Origin of the sequence: Ruminococcus sp. XPD3002 (assembly GCA_900119535.1) — a bacterium.
Lineage (GTDB): Bacteria > Bacillota > Clostridia > Oscillospirales > Ruminococcaceae > Ruminococcus > Ruminococcus flavefaciens_H.
Map to the genome: position 1 here is coordinate 86,936 of FPJT01000009.1, position 20,063 is coordinate 106,998.

Below are 20,063 nucleotides of genomic sequence, written 5' to 3' on the forward strand. Positions count from 1 at the left end.
TGAAATCAAGAAAACAGGAGGATCAGAGATCATGAAAAAATCAGCAGCGTTCCTTGCAGCAGCTCTGGTAACAGGCTGCGCACTGACTTCGCCGTTTGCAGGAGTCAACTACGGAAAAGCAAATGCAGCAGACGGTTTCGATATGAACATTACCGTCGACCTCAAAGGCGAGCGTAAGGAGATAAGTCCCCTTATCTACGGCGTTAACCAGTATACCACAAACCTCAAGGACGTAAAGGCTACAGCAGTACGTCAGGGCGGAAACCGTATGAGTGCGTACAACTGGGAGACTAACGCTTCAAACGCAGGTTCAGACTGGAAGCACAGTTCTGATACAAACCTCTCCGAGTCCACAAGTCCTGCGGACTGTGTACAGAAGCTCTCAGCAGAAGCTGCAAAGTACGGAGTAGGCTATAAGTTCACAACACTTCAGCTTGCAGGCTATGTTTCCGCTGATAAGGACGGTACAGTAACAGAGGAGGAGAAGGCTCCTTCAAAGCGCTGGAACGAAGTTAAGTTCACAAAGGGTGCTCCTTTCGCAGACGAGCCTGATCTTACAGACGGCGTTGTTTACATGGACGAGTATGTTAACTACATAATCAAGAAGCTCGGCGATTCACAGTCACCAACAGGTATGCAGGGTTACAGCCTTGATAATGAGCCTGTACTCTGGGATAACACACATTCAAGAATGCATCCCGAGCCTGTTTCTATCGAGGAGATGCGTTCAAAGTCTGTAGAAGTTGCAAAGGCTGTCAAGAAGCTCGATCCTAAGGCTGAGATATTCGGACCTGCACTTTACGGTTATACTGCTTTCGATCACCTTGATGACGATGATGACCACGATGAATGGGAAAAGATAAAGGCTGACAATAACTACCACTGGTACCTCGACTGCTACCTCGATCAGATGAAGAAGGCTTCAGACGAGGAAGGCATCCGTCTCCTTGACGTACTCGATATCCACTACTACTCAGAGTCCGCAAGAAAGGGCGCAGAGGACAGAGTTCAGTCAGTACGTACACTTTACGAGAAGGGCTTCTCAGAGAACAGCTGGATAGGTGAATGGTGCATGCAGAATGTTCCGATCCTTCCTACAATAAAGAACTCTATCGATAAGTATTACCCCGGAACAAAGCTCGCTATCTCAGAGTATAACTTCCAGGGCGGAGAAGATACTTCAGGTACTATCGCACAGGCAGAGGCACTGGGATGCTATGCTGATCAGGGTGTATACCTTGCAACTCTCTGGGGCGGAGAACCTTTCATCCTTGCAGGTCTTAACCTCTATACCAACTACGACGGCAAGGGCGGAAGCTTCGGCGATACACTCATCCCTGCATCTACAGAGGACGTATCAAAGTCCAGCACATATGCAGCAGTTAACGCTGACGATGATTCCAAGGTTACAGTAATGATAACAAACAAGGATATGAAGGCAAACGAAAATGCGGTCATAGACCTTGAAAATGCTGAAAAGGATTATAAGGCAGCAGCAGTATACGCAGTATACGGCGATAACGACAAGGTAAGACTTCTTGACATCGTAAAGGATGTCAAGGACAACAAGGTCAAAGTTGAGCTTCCTGCATTCTCAGCAGCTATGGTAGTCGTTTCGGACGATGCAGCTGCTTTCGACGGCCTCAAGAAGGACGAAGAGATCAAGAAGGAAGTCAAGACAGAAGTATTCGATGATATCGAGTCTATGACTGATGCCAAGGGCTTTGTTACAATACCGATCAGCGATGCAAAGCACCTTTCAAAGATAGTTATCAACGGCGCAGTTACAACAGAAGGCGGTTCAAGCTGGGGTACAGCAGGATGCGCAGTCTGCATCAATGCAAAGGATACTGCCGGCAACGATTTCTGGACATACAAGGATTATTCACTCCCGCTTGGTGCAAAGTCCACTGCAACTGTAAAATTTGACGGTATACTTACAAAGACCACAGGCGAGGGCGATGACAAGGTATCAGAAGACCTCGAAGCTTATATCGCAGACGGCAAGGTAGAGCTCCAGAAGTGGTGGGATGCTTCCGAGAAGGACGAAGAAGTATTTGTAAAGTATTCAACTGTTGAAGTTGTATACGAGTACGATGCTGAAGATACTCCTCAGCCAACAACAGCACCCGTACAGCCAACTACAGCTGCTCCGGTACAGCCTACAACAGCAGCACCCGTACAGCCGACAACTGCTGCACCTACAGCTCCTTTAGGAAAGGTCGTTTACGGTGATGCGAACCTCGACGGTGAGGTATCACTTACAGATGCACTGCTCATCCTCCAGTATGTTGCAAACAGCAACAAGTACAAGATCGACGGACAGGGACTTATTAACGCAGACTGCTGCAATCCCGGTGACGGAGTTTCAGCTCTTGATGCACTTGCTATCCAGCGTCTTGATGCAAAGATGATAAAGTCACTCCCTGACAATTCCTCAGAGCAGTAATCGACAGGATGATATAACAATAACACCCATAAAGAAGCGATTCTTTATGGGTGTTTTCATTTTATTCAGTTGCCTTGCGGATCACGGTACCGCTCGGGAATTTTGTGCTGCATGGGAAATAGAACTCCATCATTGCGTGATTTGCAGTTTCTATCTTTTCGCCGTCGGCATTGTAAAGCTCATCAAGTGTGAGAGTTACAGGCTTCTGCGAAGGTGCAAGCAGTTCAACGGTATCTCCTGAGAAGAAACGGTTTCGCTGAGTGCAGTAAACAATACCGTTTTCACAGCGGTCAACAACTGCAACAACGTCATAATTGCGGATATAACCGCTGTTTTCGTAGTACTGTGATTCCTCGGGAGTACCGAAGAAGAAACCGTTGCAGTATTTTCTGTGGCTTACCTTATAGACCTCGTCCCTTATCCAGTCGGGAAGCTTGAAGTTGTAAGGATCGCGGTAATACTCGTCCACAGCCATGCGGTAGGCATTTGTAACTACGGTAACGTAGTAAGCGGACTTTGCACGTCCCTCTATCTTCAGGCTTGTTATGCCTGCCTCTGCCAGCTTATCGATGTATTCTATCATGCAGAGGTCCTTGGCGTTGAGTATGTAAGTGCCTTTTTCGTCCTCAAATATAGGGAAATACTCTCCGGGACGCTTTTCCTCCATAAGGTGATAACCCCAGCGGCACGGCTGAGCGCACTCGCCCCGGTTTGCATCACGGTGTACAAGGTACTGTGAAAGCAGGCAGCGTCCAGAGAACGAAACGCACATAGCGCCGTGAACAAAGCACTCGATATCAAGGTCGGGACTGTTCTTGGCACGAATCTCAGCTATCTCGTCAAGGGAAAGCTCACGGGCGAGAACTACTCTCTTTGCGCCCATGTTGTAAAGCTCACGGGCAGTTACATAGTTTACTATGCCCGTCTGAGTTGAGATATGTATTTCCATATCGGGAGCAAACTTCTTAATGAGCATCAGAAGGCCGATATCCGCAACGATAAGTGCGTCCACCTTAGCCTCAACAGCCTCTTTTACGAAGCGCTCGAAGAATGGTATCTCGTTGTTTCGGGGGAGGGTATTGCAGGTCACATAGACCTTAACTCCCTTTGTATGTGCATATTCAACAGCCTTGACAAGCTGTTCAAAGTTGAAGTTTCCCGGCGAAGCCCTCATACCGAACATCTGACGTCCGAGGTATACCGCGTCAGCACCGTAGCTGACAGCGGCATGGAATCGCTCCTCGTCTCCGGCAGGAGCGAGAACTTCAAGGTTATGTATCATTGAAGCTCCTCCTTGTATTATTCTGCTGCAGCCTCGGCAGCGGCTGCTGCTGCTTCTGCGTCAGCGTACTGCTGATCGATCATTGCCAGATTAGCTTCATGCTCCTCAAGAGTTTCAGCGAAATAAGTTATCTTTGTGTTGATGTTAGCAGCGAAGTAGTAGTAATTTGTCTGGACATCAGCAAGAACGGCATCTATAGCTTCGAGACCCGGATTGCAAATAGCTCCCGGAGGAAGTCCGCCTGATTTGTAGGTATCGTATGATTCAACCTTTGTCTTATCGTAAACTTCCATGTTGTTCTTGATGAGTGTAGCGTAGTTGCTGGTAGGATCCGATTCGAGTCTCGGGAATGTATCGGGATCTCTCAGACGGTTCCAGAATACAGAAGCGACCTTTTCCATATCCTCTGTTCTCGGAGCCTCACGCTGAACGATAGATGCGAGTGTGATGACCTGATCGAGAGAATATCCCAGCTGTTCCATCTTCTTGTATCTGTCCTCAGTCATCTTGTTATCGAAGTTGAGGTATATCTTCTGGCAAACCTGTTCAGGATCCATATTCTCATAGAAGAAGTAAGTATCGGGGAAGAGATAGCCTTCCATACGCATATACTTAACGGAGCTGTCAGTAGGAAGACGATTCTCGAAGTCGAAGTCGAATCCGCCTGAGTTGAAGTAGAAGAGGAAGTCATCAGCCTTGCATATGCTGTTCTTTTCAAGGAGCTGAGCAGCTTCGATGAGGTTGATGCCTTCTGGGAATGTGACCTCAACAGACTCGCCCTGTTCCTCTTCCTTGACTGTAGTAAGCTCGTTTATGATAGTCTCGTATGCCATGCTCGGACTTAGGAAGTGTTCGCCTGCGATGTACTGTGTATCAGCTTCTCTCAGACGAGAGAACAGCTTGAATGCATCGGGCGAGCGGATGATATCGTTTTCCTCGAGCATATTGGCTATATCTTCGGTTGAAGCGCCCTCGGGGATAACGATGAGCTGAGTCTTGTCGCTCTTTCCGATACCGAACATGTCCTTACCGTAGCCGATAATGATCATAGAGAGAACTATCGAAAGTCCGAATATGAAAGTTGTAAGAATGAGAACGCCCGGGATCCTGCTTCTCTTTTTCTTATGCTTTTTCTTTTTGCGTTTTCTCTGCGGACCATTAGGTGCATTGGGATCACGCTGAGGAGAAACGGGATTTCCGTAGTAGCCGTTGTTATTCTGAGCGAAATTCTGTGCAGGACGCTGCTGCTGCGGATTATGGTAGTCGGCAGAATTGATCAGCGGTTCCTGTGGCTGCACAGGCTGCTGAGGAGGCTGAACTTCCTCGGGAGTCGGTTCAGGACTGACAGGCTCCGCATTCTGTGGGGGAGCTTCGCCGTTGAGCTGATCGAGTATATCGTTGACTGAATCCTTGTTATCGGTCATTACAAAATACCATCCTTTCTTCTGATGCTATAGCTTTAACTTTAATATCATGCTGCAAAAGCGGCAGCGAATCGGTTATACATGCTTCATAGGCGAGTGCGATAGTGTAGATATCGCTGTGCTCAGCGATAAAGCGGTCATAGAAGCCGCCTCCGTAGCCGAGTCTTCCGCCTGAAGGGGTGAAGGCGAGTCCGGGGACTATACAAACTGTACGTTCGGTGATGACAGGCTGAGGGAGTAAAGGATCTGGTTCATGGATGCCGAAAGAACCTTCTTTTCCGTTCCTGATAGAGCCGATCGAGTCCACGATATGGAATGTCATGACACCATGCTCGTGACACAGCGGAAATGCGGTCTTTATGCCGCTTTGAAGGAGCTTTTCCGCAATGAGCCACGTATCGGCTTCAGAGCCGAAGGATGCGTATATCAGTACGGTATCCGCATTTTTCACATGGTCATTCAGAAGAACTCTTTCCGCTATTTTACAGTCTTTATCCTCGCTTTTGGCAGCCTTTCTGACTGCCGAGAACTCTTTGCGCAGAGCAGCTTTATCTTTCGCAGAGTATTGCATTGAACTGTCTCACGCTTTCTTCCTTTGAAACAACTGCTTCTACCAGTGCAAGGCCGAACTGTACGGCAACTCCGGCACCTCTTGCAGTGATGATGTTTCCGTCCACAGCAACGGGAGCGTTCAGGACTTCTGCGCCTTCAAGCTGAGCCTCGAAGCCTTCATAGCAAACAGCCTTTCTGCCTTTGAGGAGTCCCTTGTGGCCGAGTATGGAAGGAGCGGCACATATTGCGCCGATGTACTTGTTGTTAGCTGCGCAGAAATCGATCGCAGCCTGAACGTACTCTGATTTTTCAAGGTTGAGAGTACCGGGCATACCTCCGGGGAGGATTATCATTTCAAGTTCGTCTGTCAGTGGAGCTTCCTGAGCGATAGTATCGGTCACAACGGGGATGCCGTGGGAACCCATGATGATATTATCGCCTACTCCGACGGTAATTACTTTTTTACCGCTTCTTCTGAGCAGATCGATAGGAGTTACAGCCTCGGTCTCTTCAAAGCCTTCGGCGAGAAATGCGTAGATCATAATATAGTCCTTTCATTTAAAAGTAACGATATATTTTTCGAGGATGAAAACGGGGTGATATGAGAGCTTGGCTTTTCTGAGCCCTTCAAGTCCGAGGTCCTCCTCGCGGTTGACGTATTTATATCCGCTCATGCATGACTGAGCGAAGAGATTATTTATACCTGCGTAGATGCCGTTTACCGAAGTATCGGCTTTTTCAATGTGTACGCAGTAGGTGTCGGAGCAGAGTCTTTCGCCGATAGTAACGGCTTTAACCTGTCCGTCTTTTCTTATGATGCCGCCTTGCAGACCGAGTTCATCGAAGTGGGTGAAGAAGGTATTTAGGGCGAACTGTTCAGAAATGAAGGAGCTGTCTGCCTCCTGGGATTTGCTGTTGTAGGTCTCGGTGCAGAACAATATACAGTCATCGAGGTCCTTCTCGGTGATGAGCGAGAACTGACAGTCCTGTTCCTTGTATCTGGCAAGGTGATTGCGTTTGCCGTGGTATTTTCTGCCGGGAAGCTCTATCAGGTCCTTTGATCCGTAGATATAGTCGGAACCTTCCCTGTTGGGAGCAACTGTATACCCGTCGGGGAAAAGCTCCCTGAAAATGTCCAGCTGTTCAGCGGTGACACTGCCTATCCTCAGCGGAACACCGAAGCCTTCGGCAGTCCGTTTCATTTCACTCAGGACATCACTGTAGCTGCCGCTGCCTGCGGGAAAGGTGAAGGAGATATCGTCCTTACTGTTACCGAAGGCACAAAGCAGGTAGAAATCTTTATAGAAAGTGCATTTCGTATCTGCGAGACGTCTCCAGGCGAGGTTATTTGCGAATGAGTACTCGCTGCCTCTGAAGTCGGAAGCGGCGAGGGCTTTATCAGCCATAGGTTTATCGGAGATAGATAAATCCCTGAATTCCAGCATTAGTGCCTCCGTTTACTTTTGTCCGAGATTTGCGTATTTTGCCTGAACTTCCTTCATTTTACCGCAACTCATTTTGCCCTCGGGACATTTTCCCGATACAACGCATGAGGGACCTGCATGGCAGAAGATGTTCGGAGCGGTCTCCTTGCAGAGCCTCAGCATTTCCTCGGCCACAGCTCTTATCTCCCACTGTGCGCGGTTGCAGCAGCGGTGCTCGAAGAAATTGAACAGTGAACGGACGTTCATGGTGACAACTATCTTAGTCTCACATGCGTTGGGAAGTACGAATCTGGCATCCTCGTTAGCGAGCTTACGTGCTTTTGAAGCGGCAGTCTTTTCGTCCAAACCCTCTGCGGTGAGTCTGGCTGTATGATTTGCAGTGAGCAGATCGGCTATTTTGTCATAGCTTTCTGTTATCTGCTCCATGAGCCTGTCAAACTCCGCCTTTGCCTCGGGAAGTTCCTCGATTTCTGGCGGTGTAATGAACTCGAAGCCGTTCTCGTTTACGTATCTCTGACTCTTCTGCGAGTAAGAAGCGATACGGTGGCGGACAAGCTGATGTGAACAGGCACGGGATATGCCTTCGATGCCGAAAGTGAAAGAAACGTGCTCGAAAACGCTTTCGTGGCCTATCGATGCCAGCATTTCTATGAAGCTTCTGGTTTTGTCCTCCGTAAGACCTTCCTTAAGCGAAGATATATCACTGCTGGAGTAGCAGAGCTTTGCGGCAGTTGCGACTATCTTCTCGGGTTCTGGAGTATGAGCGATGAGCATAACTTTCAAGTATCAGCATCTCCTTTTTCTATAGACATATATTATTATTCTATCATTTTTTTAAGTATAAGTCAAGGAATACGGGAAAATAAATTCCCGTTCTGTACTTATTTGTGACAGAACGGTAAAAATTTTCTTTAATCTATGGACAAAACTGAAATTATATAGTATAATAAATAAGTATTGGAATTTTATTCTTAATTGGAGGAATCATATAATGATTAGTTTTAAGAAGCTTGCAGCCGCAGCAGCATCATGTTCACTGGCTGCTTCAATGTTCGGCTGTTCGGCGTCTATAGGAAACGGAACTCAGAAGGCTCTGAGCGCTGACGGTTATGATGTCAGATCAGGCGTTTTCATATACTACACACTTCAGGCATATGACGAGGCTGTATCTGTTCTTTCAGAGCAGAACAACAACGAGACACCTACTCTCAAGGACGTAAAGGGCGCTCATATCGATGAGCTTGATGCATCCGAATGGATACAGGACAAGGCTACCGAGAATTGTACTGCTTTCGCAGCTACAAAGAAGGAGTTTGACAATATCGGCGGAAAACTCAGCAAGGAGGACCTGGATCAGGCAGCAGAAATGGCTGAGTATTACCTTTCTTACGATCCGAGAAACGAAGCAAACGGCGTCGGTATAGAGTCCATGAAGGAGATCGCCGAGAATACATATAAGGAACAGGCTATATTCGAGCATTACTACGGTATCGATGCTCCTAACGGCTGTTCAGAGGACGAGCTTAAGGACTACTTCGACGAGAATTTCGCACGAGTTAAGTATTTCTCCATTAGTCTCACTGATTCGGAAGGCAACGAGATGAATGAGGACGACAAGAGAAAGATGCATCAGAAGGCTGAGGAATACGCAAAGAAGATCAACAAGAAGTCGGGCGACCTTGAAAAGATGCTTGAATTCGATGTGGTCAACGAAGAGTATAACGATTACGTTGCAGCTCAGACAACTGCTGCCGAGGGCGAAACACCTGTTGAGACAACTACTACAGCAGTTTCAACAGAGACCGACGAAAGCGGAAAGGTCGTAACAACTACAACAAATCCTTACGAGAAGGAACGCCTTATGCAGAAGCAGACTACAACAACTGCAGAGGCAAATGCAGATCCTACCGTAACAACAACCGCTGAAACCGAGACATCAAAGCAGTCCCGCCAGTTCAATGAGTATGTATTCAATGAGCTTACCAAGTATAAGGCTGAGGTTTACGACTATTCACCTGATACTATCTATGTTGTTATCAAGGGCGACCTCAGAGAGCGTATGACAGAGGATGATTACTGGACTGATGATTATAAACTCCAGCTGCTCCAGACTCGCTACTATGATGAATTCATCAAGATGATGGAAGGTATCGCAGATAAGATGAGCGTAGAAAAGAACAGTGCATCCTACAGACGATATTCGCCGTTCAAGCTTGAACTTGAATCAAGCAAATAAAAGCTTACCTGCGGTGTTGATATGAAAAAAATAAGCCATAGCATTTCTGATGTTAGTTCAGAGATGCTATGGTTTTTCTATTGCTTTTCAGCAGTTTGATGAACTATCCGCTGAAAAAAAGTCGGCACAGAGGGCGCACTCCGTGCCGTTGCAATATCAAAGAATGATAATTATTGTCAGCCGACCGTCATCATAGTCCGCAGTGATCGTTCCGCCCATCCGCTCAACAAGAGTTCGGGCGATGGACAATCCCAGTCCGGTAGAATGGTGGGCTGTTTCAACCGTATAGAACCTGTCAAAGAGCTGTTCCACTTCGACTGTGGACAGCTCTTTTGCAGTATTTGAAAATTTGATCTCGCCTGTATCGGACAGTGTGATCTCCAGATCACCGTCACTGTATTTCACGGCATTATTCAGAAGATTGGAAAACACCCTTGCAAGTTCGGAGCGATTCGTATTTCGCACGATACGGGTATCGGTCATATTTATTTGCGGCGTGATGCCCTTTTCGGTCAGTACAGGATAAAAGCTGCTGATACTTTCCGCAAGCAGCTGATTGATGAATATATCCTCGGTTTGCGGTTTGTTTTCATCGGATATAATGATAGAGTAGCGAAGCAATTCCTCAGTAAGCTGCTTCATAGTTTCAGTGCGTTCCTCGATCGCATTGACATATGCCCTTATTTCGGAAAGATCATCTGTTTTCCCTATCATGTACAGATTTCCAGCTATTGCCGTCAGCGGAGTGCGTATATCGTGGGATACATTTGTTATTGCATTTTTCAGTTCAGTATTGCCCTGATTATATTGCAGATGCTCTTTCCTTAGTATCTTTAACTGTTTGTTGATACTGTCAGAAAGATAACGCATATCTTTGTCATGAGAAGAAATATAGATCAGCGTATTAGTGTCGGTTTTCAGTCTATCGGCAAATTCATTTGCTATATCTCGTGCAGATCTTTTCATCAGATAGATTTTCAGACACAGGACAATGATAATAATGCCTAACAGACCGTAAACCATATTAACACTCCTTTATTTCAAATCTTTTCTCTTAAACACAAACAAACCAACACCCGTCAGAACGACACATTCTGCCAAAGAGCAGATCGGTATTTTTGCGAATGGCTTGTCAACTATCTTTGAACGCTCACAGTATATTTCATCATCGTACTGCATCTCGCCCTCATAATATGATACAGCGATAGGGTCGAGGATATATAACATTTCTGTCACTATCCGTTTTCCGTCTCCGATATAATACTCATTTTTATATACACTGTCCTCTCCAATAGTTTGACCGTTTTCATCAAACAAATAGTTTATCCTGTATTCCGGCTGTTTCAGACTTTGATACAGTTGATTTCCCATCAATGTCAGCATAAGCATTACCAAAGCAGCTGCTATAAGCCCCGATACCTTGGTATGGAGATTGAGTGAAAAAAGCACAATGACCGCTGCAGCCACCAAAGATGTAAACAGACAGCAGACAAACACCTTAATAAGCACAAGCCTTTCGGTATTGAAGCCGTAGCCACGTATAACGCTGCATACCAAAGCAGTCAGCATACAGATACACGTGTTGAATATCATCATTCCCGAACATAGTGAAAGCTCGGTCAGATATACGCATGAGCGTGTGTGACCTGTCGATATCTTGTTTCGGATAGCACCGCAGGAGTATTCCTCTCCGATAAAAAGCGCAGAGGTCAACCCCGTCAAAACAAGAATTTGAAAAAGATTACCGAACATAAAGCTCTCTATACCCGGCGAGTTCTCGAAATCCTCACACATTACATTATACACAACCCATAGGACAGAAAAGACCGTGCCTGTCCAGAAGGAGATATTTTTTATAATTCGATGAAATTCCGCATTTAACAGATTACTCATGCTTTTCACCTCCCACCAGCGAGATATAAAAGCTTTCTAAGCTCTCATCATGCTTTTCCAACGAGAGTACCTCGCAGCCGTCCTTTGCAAGTGCTAAGGAAAGCTGAGTGATATTAGGATTTGCGTAAATATCGGCTGTCTTATCGTCAATAACTGAATATTCAAGCTTCATTTCGTCAAGCACACTCGCCAGCACCGCAGTATTGCTCACAGTAATTCGCATACACTTGCGGCAGGCGGCTTCAAGCTCCTCCGCACTCATCTCACGAACGATACGCCCGCTGTCGATAAAGCCGTAATGCGTGGCAAGCCGTGACAGCTCATCAAGGATATGCGATGAGATCAGCACCGTGATCTTCTGCTCTCGGTTGAGTTTGAGTATCAGCTCACGGATCTCAATAATACCCTGCGGGTCAAGTCCGTTTATCGGCTCGTCCAGTACAAGGAAATCAGGATTTCCGCAGAGTGCAACGGCAATTCCCAATCTCTGACGCATGCCGAGGGAGAAGTTTTTCGCCCTTTTCCTGCCCGTATTTTCAAGACCGACCAGTTTCAGAAGCTCCGAAATTCCGTCAAAACTCGGCATACCCAAAATGCGGTACTGCTGTTTGAGATTGTCCTCCGCTGTCATATCAAGATAGATAGACGGCGTTTCCACGACTGCACCCATTCTGCGTCTCGACTTTGAAATTGCCTTGTCGGAGTGCTTGACTCCATACAGTTCAAAATCTCCGCTTGTTGGGAGCTGCAATCCGCATACAAGGCGGATAAGTGTTGTTTTGCCTGCGCCGTTCCTGCCGACAAAGCCGTAGATAGAGCCTTTCGGGACATTCATCGTCAGACCGTTGAGGGCTTTGAAATTTTTGTAATGTTTGCAAAGATTGGTTGTTCTCAGAACATAATCCATATTTTGACCTCCTTTATGTTTCTGAAAACATTATAAAACAAAAAAGTAAAGAAAACGGTAAAGAAAAAAGTGAAGAAAAAGTCAAGATTTTTCATTCAGCATAAAACCGATGCCCCAGACCGATGAAATATACTCCTTGCCGGTCAGTGCTTTCAGCTTTTTCCGCAGATTATAGATATGGCTTTTCAGGGAATCCTCGGTGCAGTCAGGCGTGTCAAGGCTGATACGGTCTAATATGGTAAGCTTTGCAACTACCTGTTCGGGATCACGTATCAACAGCTTCATGATCGCAAACTCTGTTCTTGTGAGCTTTTGTTCACTGCCATTTGCGGAAACGGTATGTTTATCCGTATCGAGGGTGATCTCCCGATAAGTAAGAAGTGATTTGTCGGCATAGTTTTCGTTCTTCCGAAGCTGCACCATAATTCTTGCCAGCAGTTCCTTCATATCAAACGGCTTTGTGATATAGTCCGCAGCACCGCCTACCAGCAGTTCGACCTTGTCTGTCACATCAGCTTTGGCACTTACCACTATCACGGGAATATCCTTTATCTGTGGCAGAAGTTCCTCGCCTGATAATCCAGGGAGCATAAGGTCGAGCAATATGAGATCGGGCTTGTTATGCGAAAGCAGCAGCAAAGCTTCTGTTCCCGAATAGGCGCTTGTTACGTTGTATCCCTCGGCTTTCAAAGCTTTTGAGACGATATCGTTGATATGTGCATCGTCATCTATGATCAATATGTTTGGCATAGGTTCACCTCATGGCTTTTTATGATTAATGTCTGCTCCCCGAACAAAGTTCGGGGCAATAACCGCCATAAGGCGGTTATTCAGTACATATTAATTAATGTCTGCTCAACAACTTAAAATCGGCTATCTCAGCTTATTATAGCCGATTTTAAGTTGTCAAAGTGCAAGAAAATTTTATAATATAGAAGATTTTTCCTGCACTTTGTTTTGCCCGAAAGGGCAAAATGAGCTTGACATAAAGAAATGCGACGCGCAAATTCAATAATTTATGAAGAATTTGCGCTCCCCGAACAAAGTTCGGGGCAATAAACGCCATTAGGCGGTTATTGAGTACACATTAATTATAACATTTATTGAGGCGGATTTCAAGCTGTACAGTGATTCATTGTTGAAAGTATAACAGGCAGATACTTCCTGTAGAAATATCTGCCTGTTTTGTTTAATAGCTTGCTGTTTCTGCCTTTGCAATAATTGTTTGTATTTCTGTATGAGTGAAAAATTCAAAGGTGGATATCTATTCTGTGAGTTCGTCCGTATCATCGGTAATTTCGTCAAGGAGATCGTCCGACAGTCTTATAATGTCATTGTACAGCAGGAAGAATTTATCGTCACATATCAGTGTCTGGTGGTAGTGTCCAGAGAACCACAGCTTGAAATCAAGCTTAAGACTTACCTCCTCAAAGAAGTCTGTAAGGCGGTTCGCAGGAAAGTCCGATTCGCCGAACAGGTCTGCCTGTATATCCGTCGGGAGCGAATGAGTTATAACGTAATCCACATGCCAGCCGGCATCTTCAAGCACCTTTCTGCCATGTGCTATCTCCTCTTCCGTGGGGAGCTCTGCCGTCCAGTAGGACTGTCCCTCTATGCGGAATTCCTTGTCGTGGCTCTCAGCACCGCCGAAGGCGAAAATCCGTTTATCCTCGATAGTAAAGATATGACCTCTGCAAAGATGAAATATATTGTCGGTTATTTTCTGTATCATTCCGCCGTTCCATTCCTCAACGGGATAATCGGCGATTATGTCGAAATTTTCATGATTACCGTCTATCCACAGAGTAGTCCAGGGCATACTGTCGAGCCAGCCGAGCCAGTAGTGTTCGATATCGGAATCTTCCCACAGAAGTCCGAAATCACCGCAAATGATGACGTAGTCATCACGGGTAAGCGCTGAACCTTCGGGGAAATTCTCGGGCAGCAGCTTGTCAATGTCTATATTGCCGTGTATATCACCTGTAACATATATCATATCTTCACTCCTTTCCTTAGTTTTTTGAGGAGTATCAGCTGTTGAAGCGCTGAAGGAACTGCTTTACACGTTCGGAAGCATCCTCGCCGAAGAGCTGTTCGGGTGCGCCCATTTCAACGATGTAGCCGTTTTCCATGAATATAACTTTATCCGCAACATCACGGGCGAAAGCCATTTCGTGAGTTACGATAACCATAGTCATTCCCTCTGCGGCGAGTTCTTTGATAACTTTCAGTATCTCGCCTGTAAGTTCGGGATCGAGAGCGGAAGTAGGTTCGTCGAAGAAGAGTATCTCAGGCGAGAGTGCAAGAGCTCTTGCGATGGAAACACGCTGCTGCTGACCGCCTGAAAGTTCGCAGGGGTAAGCGGAAGCCTTGCTTTCGAGTCCCATTTTCTTAAGGAGCTCCATAGCGTTTTCCTTAGCCTTTTTCTTATCCTGCTTAAGTACGCATACGGGAGCTTCTGTAATGTTTCTGAGTACGCTCATATGGGGGAAAAGGTTGAAATTCTGGAAAACGAGACCGGTTTTCAGTCTTATATCCCTGAGAGTTTTTGTATCTGTATAGACAGTTTTGCCGCTGCTGTTTTTTACGAGCATATCCGTACCGCAGACCTTTATGGTACCGCCGTCCGCTTTTTCGAGCTGGTTCACGCAGCGCAGCATAGTGGATTTTCCGCTTCCCGAGGGACCGATAACAGCTACTACCTCGCCTTTTTCCACATTGAAAGATATATCCTTGAGGACTTCCAGCTTATCGAAGCTTTTTGAAAGGTTGTTGACTTCAAGCATTGCCATAATTATGCCTCCTTACTTGTAGTAGCTTAGCTTCTTTTCGATAAAGGCGAAAAGAAGCGTCAGAAGCGTTGCTGCGATGAAATAGAACAGACCTGCAAGGAAAAGAGGGACAAGTGAGCTGTAAAGGCTCATCTGTTTCTTGGCGATGTACATTATCTCCATGTAGCCCATAGCATAGGCGAGAGAAGTGTCTTTGACGAGTGTTATTATCTCGTTGGAGCTTGCAGGGATGACACGCTTGAATACCTGTGGGAGGATTATGCGGAAGAAGGTCTGGAGCTTGCTGAATCCCAGTGCTCCAGCGGCTTCATGCTGTCCCTTTGGTATAGCTTCGATGCCGCCGCGGAATATCTCCGCAAAATATGCGGCGTAGTTGAGGACGAAAGCCACAAGTATCATCCTGAACATATAGCTGTCTCGTATCTCAACTCTGTCCAGGAGAGATTTTAGACCTGCGGGACATTTTTCGTTCATCCTGAGTATCGGGACTGAATAATATACCACGATTATCTGGAGAAGCAGGGGAGTGCCTCGCATAATGAGTATGTATAGGTTGGTGAGCCATGATATCGGCTTGAAACGGCACATTTTAAGGAGTGCGACTATCATGCCGAGTGGTATGGAATAAAGCAGGGTAAAGCCGAATAGTTTAAGGGTAGGTGGGATGTACTCCAGCATAAGTGAAGCCAGAGTTCTGATCTGTTCGCTTGTCATAGGTAAAACCGCCTTTGATTATTTGTCATTGAACCATTAGTTTAAAATTCCGAAATAATTATATCATATTTCTGATATAAAATGCAATAGTTTATTGCAAAGAATGCAAGAAAAAAGCGGCTGAAGATCAGCCGCATGAAAAGCAAAGATGTAAAAAAGTCCGCCTTGCCGTCATATAGTGCATAAAACCCGCACGAAGCAGGTGGGTAAACGCCCGGATGTTTCACGCTCCCTTCTTCCGAAAACGGGAGGTCTGCAATCCGCAGCCGGAGCTGAATTCCCTTGAGAAATGTGTTGGATTATAAAAACTATAATTACTCGAACAAGGCAGATGTTTTTTATCTGCTATTATTATAACACATCTTTTTCAAAAAATCAATACCTTTTTTATGTAAAACCGAAAAAAATTATTCTTCCTCATCATCAGGTTCAAACTGATCGAGAACGTCAGCCATTCTCTGAAGGAAGTATTCGGATACCTGATCGAACTCCTCGTCATCGTCTATAGAAGCGAGAATTTCCTCGCCGTCCTCTTCGATAGTCTTAAGGAAGATAAGATCGCAGTCTGCATTAAGGAAGTCGTCATCCTCGGCAGCAGGTACCATAGCAAAGTACTGTTCACCGTTTATTTCAGCGCAGTCGATAAGTTCAAAGTTCTTTTTGTTTCCCTCGTCGTCGATAAGCTCGAAGAGCTCGGGAGTGTATTCGTTCATATCAGACATAGTATTCTCCAATCCGGCGTACGCCATATAGTATAGATATTATACAACATATCAGTTAAAAAATCAAGCGGTAAATAATAACACATAGTGATTTGTGCAAGATGCTCAGATGAAAAATATTCGTATTGTACTATTCGCCGAAACTTACTAAAAAAATAATAAATATTGAAAATTACTATTGACTTTTGCTAAAGGATGTGTTAATATAGACTCAAGGAAACGGAGAGATCATAAAAGATACTCCAAGCTGGATTTACTTGGACTGAGAGTAATATCTCAATGTAAATGATTTTATGCGGAAAGGAACGTGAGTCCGATGGAAGAAACTATATCACAGCAGCGTGAAGTCGGCGGACTTGCTGAGTGACTTGAATAATTTTCAGGGAATATAGGTTTATATAACTTGTTCCATAGTTGTAAGCTACAGAATTAAAGAATTCGTGTCATCAGGCTGACGCATTGCTGAAATAAAACGACTTCATGTCTAAACTCAGTTTCGATACAGGATTATCTGAAATTTCGACGATGAGTCTTTAGATATATTGTCAAAAAAATAAAAAGTAAAGGTTGAGTCCGATGAGAAATTGATCTTCATTAACCTAAAGGTTAATATATGCTGCATAAGCGGTGTATATGAAAATAATTTCTGAAGGGTGAATCCAATGGAAGTTATGTAATTTGATGCTGGGAACCTTCGGGGTACAGAGTGCTATGTGCATGATGTGAACTCGGCATATAAAACCTGAAAGGAATGATTCCAAAGGGTAATATGGTAAAGTGATGAAAGTCGCTTTAATTATGAAATAACGATACTTGAAAGTATCTTGAACGTGCATTGACGAGAGTCGAGGTGCGGAAAATATGTCTGAGGACCTTCAGGCGCATGGATCTCATGTGCAGGATGTGAGCCCGGCAGTAAATAATTCTGAAAGGAATGATTCCAAAGGGAAATATAGTAAAGTGATGAAAGTCGCTTTAATTATGAAATAATGATGCGTAAAACGTGTCTTTAGTGTGCATTGACGAGAGTCAGAACGCAGAATATGCCTGAGGACCTTCAGGCACAGAGTTTTCAATGTGCAGGATGTGAGCTCGGCAGAAAATAAGTCTGAAAGGAATGAGTCCAAAGGACAGATCCGGTAAAGTGATGAAAGTCGCTTTGAATAGACTTCAAAAGGCGTATAAAACGCTGAAAATAATTTCTGAAAGGTGAATCCAATGGGAAATTAAATGATCAAAAGCTGGGGTGATGCTTCGGGATGCCGAAAGGTGTGGAAGTATCATGGGTCAGCAAATCGAACCAAACCTATGGATGGATCAATTATATGATAGCATACCATATGGTATTACATGCACAACAGTGCAAATAACTGCGAAAGGTGTATACCAATGGGTATTATATAACTAAAGACCGGAGTGATTGCTTCGGGGCATCACAGATGCAGCAGCAGTCAGGGTCCGGCAGGTTCATTAAACTTGAAAGGAATGAGTCCAAAGAGAAATTAAGCTAAGTGATGAAAGTCGCTTAAAACAATAATAAATAATCAAAAGCCTCAGTTGTCCGCTGAGGCTTTTTCGTTATTCTGCTTCTTCGAGTATCTTTCTGCGGTACTGCAAAGCAGCCTGTTCCTGCTTGTTATCGCCGAATTCATAGTAAACGTGGTCCTTCAGCGCATCGGGAAGGTACTGCTGACGGACGTAATGATTGTGGTAATCGTGAGGGTACTTGTAATGCTGTCCAACAACAGCGGCACCCTGTCCGTCGAAGTGCTTGTTCTGGAGATGACGGGGATAATCGAGGGCATCGCAGCTCTGAAGGTCCGCAAGGGCTGCATCTATAGCCATACATGCACTGTTGGACTTGGGAGCAGTCGCAAGGAGGATAGTTGCCTCGGCAATAGGGAGCTTCGCTTCGGGAAGTCCCAGCTGAAGCGCCGAATCCACACATGCCTTGGTTATCTGTACTGCCTGAGGGTAGGCGAGTCCTACGTCCTCACTTGCTATACACAGAAGCCGTCGGCAGAGTGAGATTATATCTCCCGCTTCAATAAGACGTGCAGCATAATGCAGAGCAGCGTTCTCGTCCGAACCTCGCACAGATTTGTGGAAGGCTGAGAGGATATCGTAATGCTCGTCGCCGTCGCGGTCATAGCGCATATTGCTGCGTTGAGAAAGAAGCTCCAGCGATTCGGGAGTTATAGTTATCCTGCCTTCTGAAACATCACCGCAGACGGTACAGAGCTCGGCGGTATTCATGGCTTTCCGAACGTCTCCGCCGCATCCGTAGGCTATAGTACGGCAGATAGCATCTGTATAGACCACTTCGCTGCCTGATTCTTCGCCTATCAGCCTGAATGCACGTTTTATGGCAGGAATTAGCTGATCCGCTGTAACAGGTTTGAACTCGAATACAGTACTTCGGCTGATGACGGCGTTATATACGGCAAAATAGGGGTTCTCGGTAGTACTTGCGATAAGGGTTATCTCGCCGTTTTCTATGTACTCCAGGAGACTCTGCTGCTGCTTTTTGTTAAGGTACTGTATCTCGTCCAGATAAAGGAGGATGCCGTTCTCGCTTCCGAAAGTGCCTATCTGCGATACAACGTCCTTTATATCCGATATCGAGGAATTCGTACCGTTGAGCTTATACAGCGACATTCCGCAGTTTTCGGCTATGATACGGGCAACAGTAGTCTTTCCCACGCCTGACGGACCATAGAATATCATGTTCGGTACTTTTCCACTTTCAATTATACGGCGCAGGGGCTTGCCTTCCGCAAGGATGTGCTCCTGACCGACAACGTCATCGAGAGTTCGCGGACGAATTTTATCTGCTAATGGTGCAGCCATAGTGACCTCCTACATAATTATCTCTGATTTGAAGTATTTCTCCTGAAATTCGATTTGTTTCATTATCTCATCTTTGGTAAAAGTTGTATTTTCGGGACAAACTACCCATTTTTCTTCAACGTCATCTGCGCGTCTGATTATGGCAATTATCTTTCCCGTGAACGTATCAACAGGATGGTCAACACCGAGGATGTAAGCGTCCTGTTCTTCACCGTCAGGAGCGATAATTCCTGCAATATAACCGTAATTTACGGGATAGACCATGTCCGGGTATTCGGGGTGACAGCTTCCGAGAGGACGGTCGACCGTAACTTTTACTTTTCTTCCTATCACCATGATTTTCTCCTTCTGAAAATACTTTTGTCTGGTACTTGGTGTATTATTCTTTTATCAGCATGGAGAAAACGTTTTTGCGGTCGAGTTCCTCCACAATTTCTTTAAGCATCATTTTTCTGCACTGTTCCTCGTCAGCCCAGAGGTAGTCCATATGCTCCTCGCTGAGTGTTACGCTGTATGTATCGGAATGACAGAGGTATCCGATAGAGAGGAGTGTGTGTCCGTTATGTTTAAACAGCGAAACATCGAGCAGTTCATCGACATTATCTATCGATATGCCTGATTCTTCCTGTATCTCACGCAATACCGCTTCTTCGGGAGATTCGTTCTCCTCTATTTTTCCTCCCGGAGGCTCCCAGCAGTAAGCTCCCGTATCTTCAAAGCTGCTTCGCTGAAGCAGAAGTATCTTTTTCATGTCGGGCGAAAAGACGATGCCCTTGACGATCAAAGTTGCTGTCATA

Annotated in this window: 19 protein-coding genes and 1 other RNA gene; 2 read left to right on the forward strand and 18 right to left on the reverse strand. The window is 45.5% G+C overall.

Features of this window, described 5'->3' with window-relative positions:
* The first annotated feature begins 31 nt into the window (after positions 1 to 31).
* Complete coding sequence (locus tag BT127_RS09645) at positions 32 to 2,449, forward strand: glycoside hydrolase family 44 protein (protein ID WP_075424797.1); 2,418 nt, start codon at positions 32 to 34, stop codon at positions 2,447 to 2,449.
* 61 nt (positions 2,450 to 2,510) lie between these two features.
* Here the strand turns inward: BT127_RS09645 and BT127_RS09650 are convergent, their stop codons facing one another.
* Genes BT127_RS09650 through thyX form a run of 6 tightly spaced genes read right to left on the reverse strand, consistent with a single transcriptional unit; the run spans position 2,511 to position 7,935 of the window.
* The gene (locus tag BT127_RS09650; protein ID WP_075424798.1) at positions 2,511 to 3,731 is read right to left on the reverse strand and encodes a peptidase U32 family protein; all 1,221 of its coding nucleotides are present in this window, start codon (positions 3,729 to 3,731) and stop codon (positions 2,511 to 2,513) included.
* A gap of 17 nt (positions 3,732 to 3,748) precedes the next feature.
* Positions 3,749 to 5,155, reverse strand: a complete 1,407-nt coding sequence (mltG, locus tag BT127_RS09655) for an endolytic transglycosylase MltG (RefSeq protein ID WP_075424799.1) — start codon at positions 5,153 to 5,155, stop codon at positions 3,749 to 3,751.
* Positions 5,145 to 5,726: a 5-formyltetrahydrofolate cyclo-ligase gene (locus BT127_RS09660; RefSeq protein ID WP_075424800.1), complete on the reverse strand. Its 582-nt coding sequence runs from the start codon at positions 5,724 to 5,726 to the stop codon at positions 5,145 to 5,147. The genes mltG and BT127_RS09660 overlap by 11 nt, the downstream gene beginning before the upstream one ends.
* The gene (locus BT127_RS09665; protein ID WP_075424801.1) at positions 5,704 to 6,249 is read right to left on the reverse strand and encodes a DJ-1 family glyoxalase III; all 546 of its coding nucleotides are present in this window, start codon (positions 6,247 to 6,249) and stop codon (positions 5,704 to 5,706) included. Before BT127_RS09665 ends, BT127_RS09660 begins: the two co-directional genes overlap by 23 nt.
* Before the next feature lie 12 nt (positions 6,250 to 6,261).
* Positions 6,262 to 7,152, reverse strand: a complete 891-nt coding sequence (locus BT127_RS09670; RefSeq protein ID WP_075424802.1) for a DUF2156 domain-containing protein — start codon at positions 7,150 to 7,152, stop codon at positions 6,262 to 6,264.
* 12 nt (positions 7,153 to 7,164) lie between these two features.
* Entirely contained in the window at positions 7,165 to 7,935 is a 771-nt protein-coding gene (gene thyX / locus BT127_RS09675; protein WP_175541950.1) for an FAD-dependent thymidylate synthase, read from the reverse strand.
* A 208-nt stretch (positions 7,936 to 8,143) separates the two neighbouring features.
* Here thyX and BT127_RS09680 point away from each other — a divergent pair, with 208 nt between their 5' ends.
* Positions 8,144 to 9,388: a hypothetical protein gene (locus tag BT127_RS09680; protein ID WP_075424803.1), complete on the forward strand. Its 1,245-nt coding sequence runs from the start codon at positions 8,144 to 8,146 to the stop codon at positions 9,386 to 9,388.
* Between the two features lie 156 nt (positions 9,389 to 9,544).
* Here BT127_RS09680 and BT127_RS09685 read toward each other — a convergent pair whose 3' ends face one another.
* The 12 genes from BT127_RS09685 to BT127_RS09740 form a co-directional block, all read right to left on the reverse strand.
* Entirely contained in the window at positions 9,545 to 10,411 is an 867-nt protein-coding gene (locus BT127_RS09685) for a sensor histidine kinase (RefSeq protein WP_075424804.1), read from the reverse strand.
* Positions 10,412 to 10,423: 12 nt separating this feature from the next.
* Positions 10,424 to 11,281, reverse strand: a complete 858-nt coding sequence (locus tag BT127_RS09690) for an ABC-2 transporter permease (RefSeq protein WP_075424805.1) — start codon at positions 11,279 to 11,281, stop codon at positions 10,424 to 10,426.
* On the reverse strand, positions 11,274 to 12,188 hold the full coding sequence (locus tag BT127_RS09695; protein ID WP_075424806.1) for an ABC transporter ATP-binding protein: 915 nt from the start codon (positions 12,186 to 12,188) through the stop codon (positions 11,274 to 11,276). The genes BT127_RS09690 and BT127_RS09695 overlap by 8 nt, the downstream gene beginning before the upstream one ends.
* 81 nt (positions 12,189 to 12,269) lie before the next feature.
* On the reverse strand, positions 12,270 to 12,938 hold the full coding sequence (locus BT127_RS09700) for a response regulator transcription factor (RefSeq protein ID WP_075424807.1): 669 nt from the start codon (positions 12,936 to 12,938) through the stop codon (positions 12,270 to 12,272).
* Positions 12,939 to 13,452: 514 nt separating this feature from the next.
* The gene (locus BT127_RS09705; RefSeq protein WP_075424808.1) at positions 13,453 to 14,184 is read right to left on the reverse strand and encodes a metallophosphoesterase family protein; all 732 of its coding nucleotides are present in this window, start codon (positions 14,182 to 14,184) and stop codon (positions 13,453 to 13,455) included.
* Positions 14,185 to 14,218: 34 nt separating this feature from the next.
* Complete coding sequence (locus tag BT127_RS09710) at positions 14,219 to 14,980, reverse strand: amino acid ABC transporter ATP-binding protein (protein ID WP_075424809.1); 762 nt, start codon at positions 14,978 to 14,980, stop codon at positions 14,219 to 14,221.
* Between the two features lie 12 nt (positions 14,981 to 14,992).
* The gene (locus BT127_RS09715) at positions 14,993 to 15,694 is read right to left on the reverse strand and encodes an amino acid ABC transporter permease (protein ID WP_075424810.1); all 702 of its coding nucleotides are present in this window, start codon (positions 15,692 to 15,694) and stop codon (positions 14,993 to 14,995) included.
* Positions 15,695 to 15,847: 153 nt separating this feature from the next.
* Positions 15,848 to 16,031: non-coding RNA, 6S RNA (gene ssrS / locus BT127_RS09720), on the reverse strand.
* Positions 16,032 to 16,101: 70 nt separating this feature from the next.
* Positions 16,102 to 16,416, reverse strand: coding sequence for a DUF1292 domain-containing protein (locus BT127_RS09725; RefSeq protein WP_075424811.1), 315 nt, complete (start codon positions 16,414 to 16,416; stop codon positions 16,102 to 16,104).
* A 1,578-nt stretch (positions 16,417 to 17,994) separates the two neighbouring features.
* The gene (locus BT127_RS09730) at positions 17,995 to 19,266 is read right to left on the reverse strand and encodes a replication-associated recombination protein A (RefSeq protein WP_075424812.1); all 1,272 of its coding nucleotides are present in this window, start codon (positions 19,264 to 19,266) and stop codon (positions 17,995 to 17,997) included.
* Between the two features lie 9 nt (positions 19,267 to 19,275).
* Positions 19,276 to 19,602, reverse strand: coding sequence for an inorganic diphosphatase (locus BT127_RS09735; protein ID WP_082334985.1), 327 nt, complete (start codon positions 19,600 to 19,602; stop codon positions 19,276 to 19,278).
* Positions 19,603 to 19,645: 43 nt separating this feature from the next.
* Positions 19,646 to 20,062, reverse strand: coding sequence for an NUDIX domain-containing protein (locus BT127_RS09740; protein ID WP_075424813.1), 417 nt, complete (start codon positions 20,060 to 20,062; stop codon positions 19,646 to 19,648).
* Position 20,063: the final 1 nt, after the last annotated feature.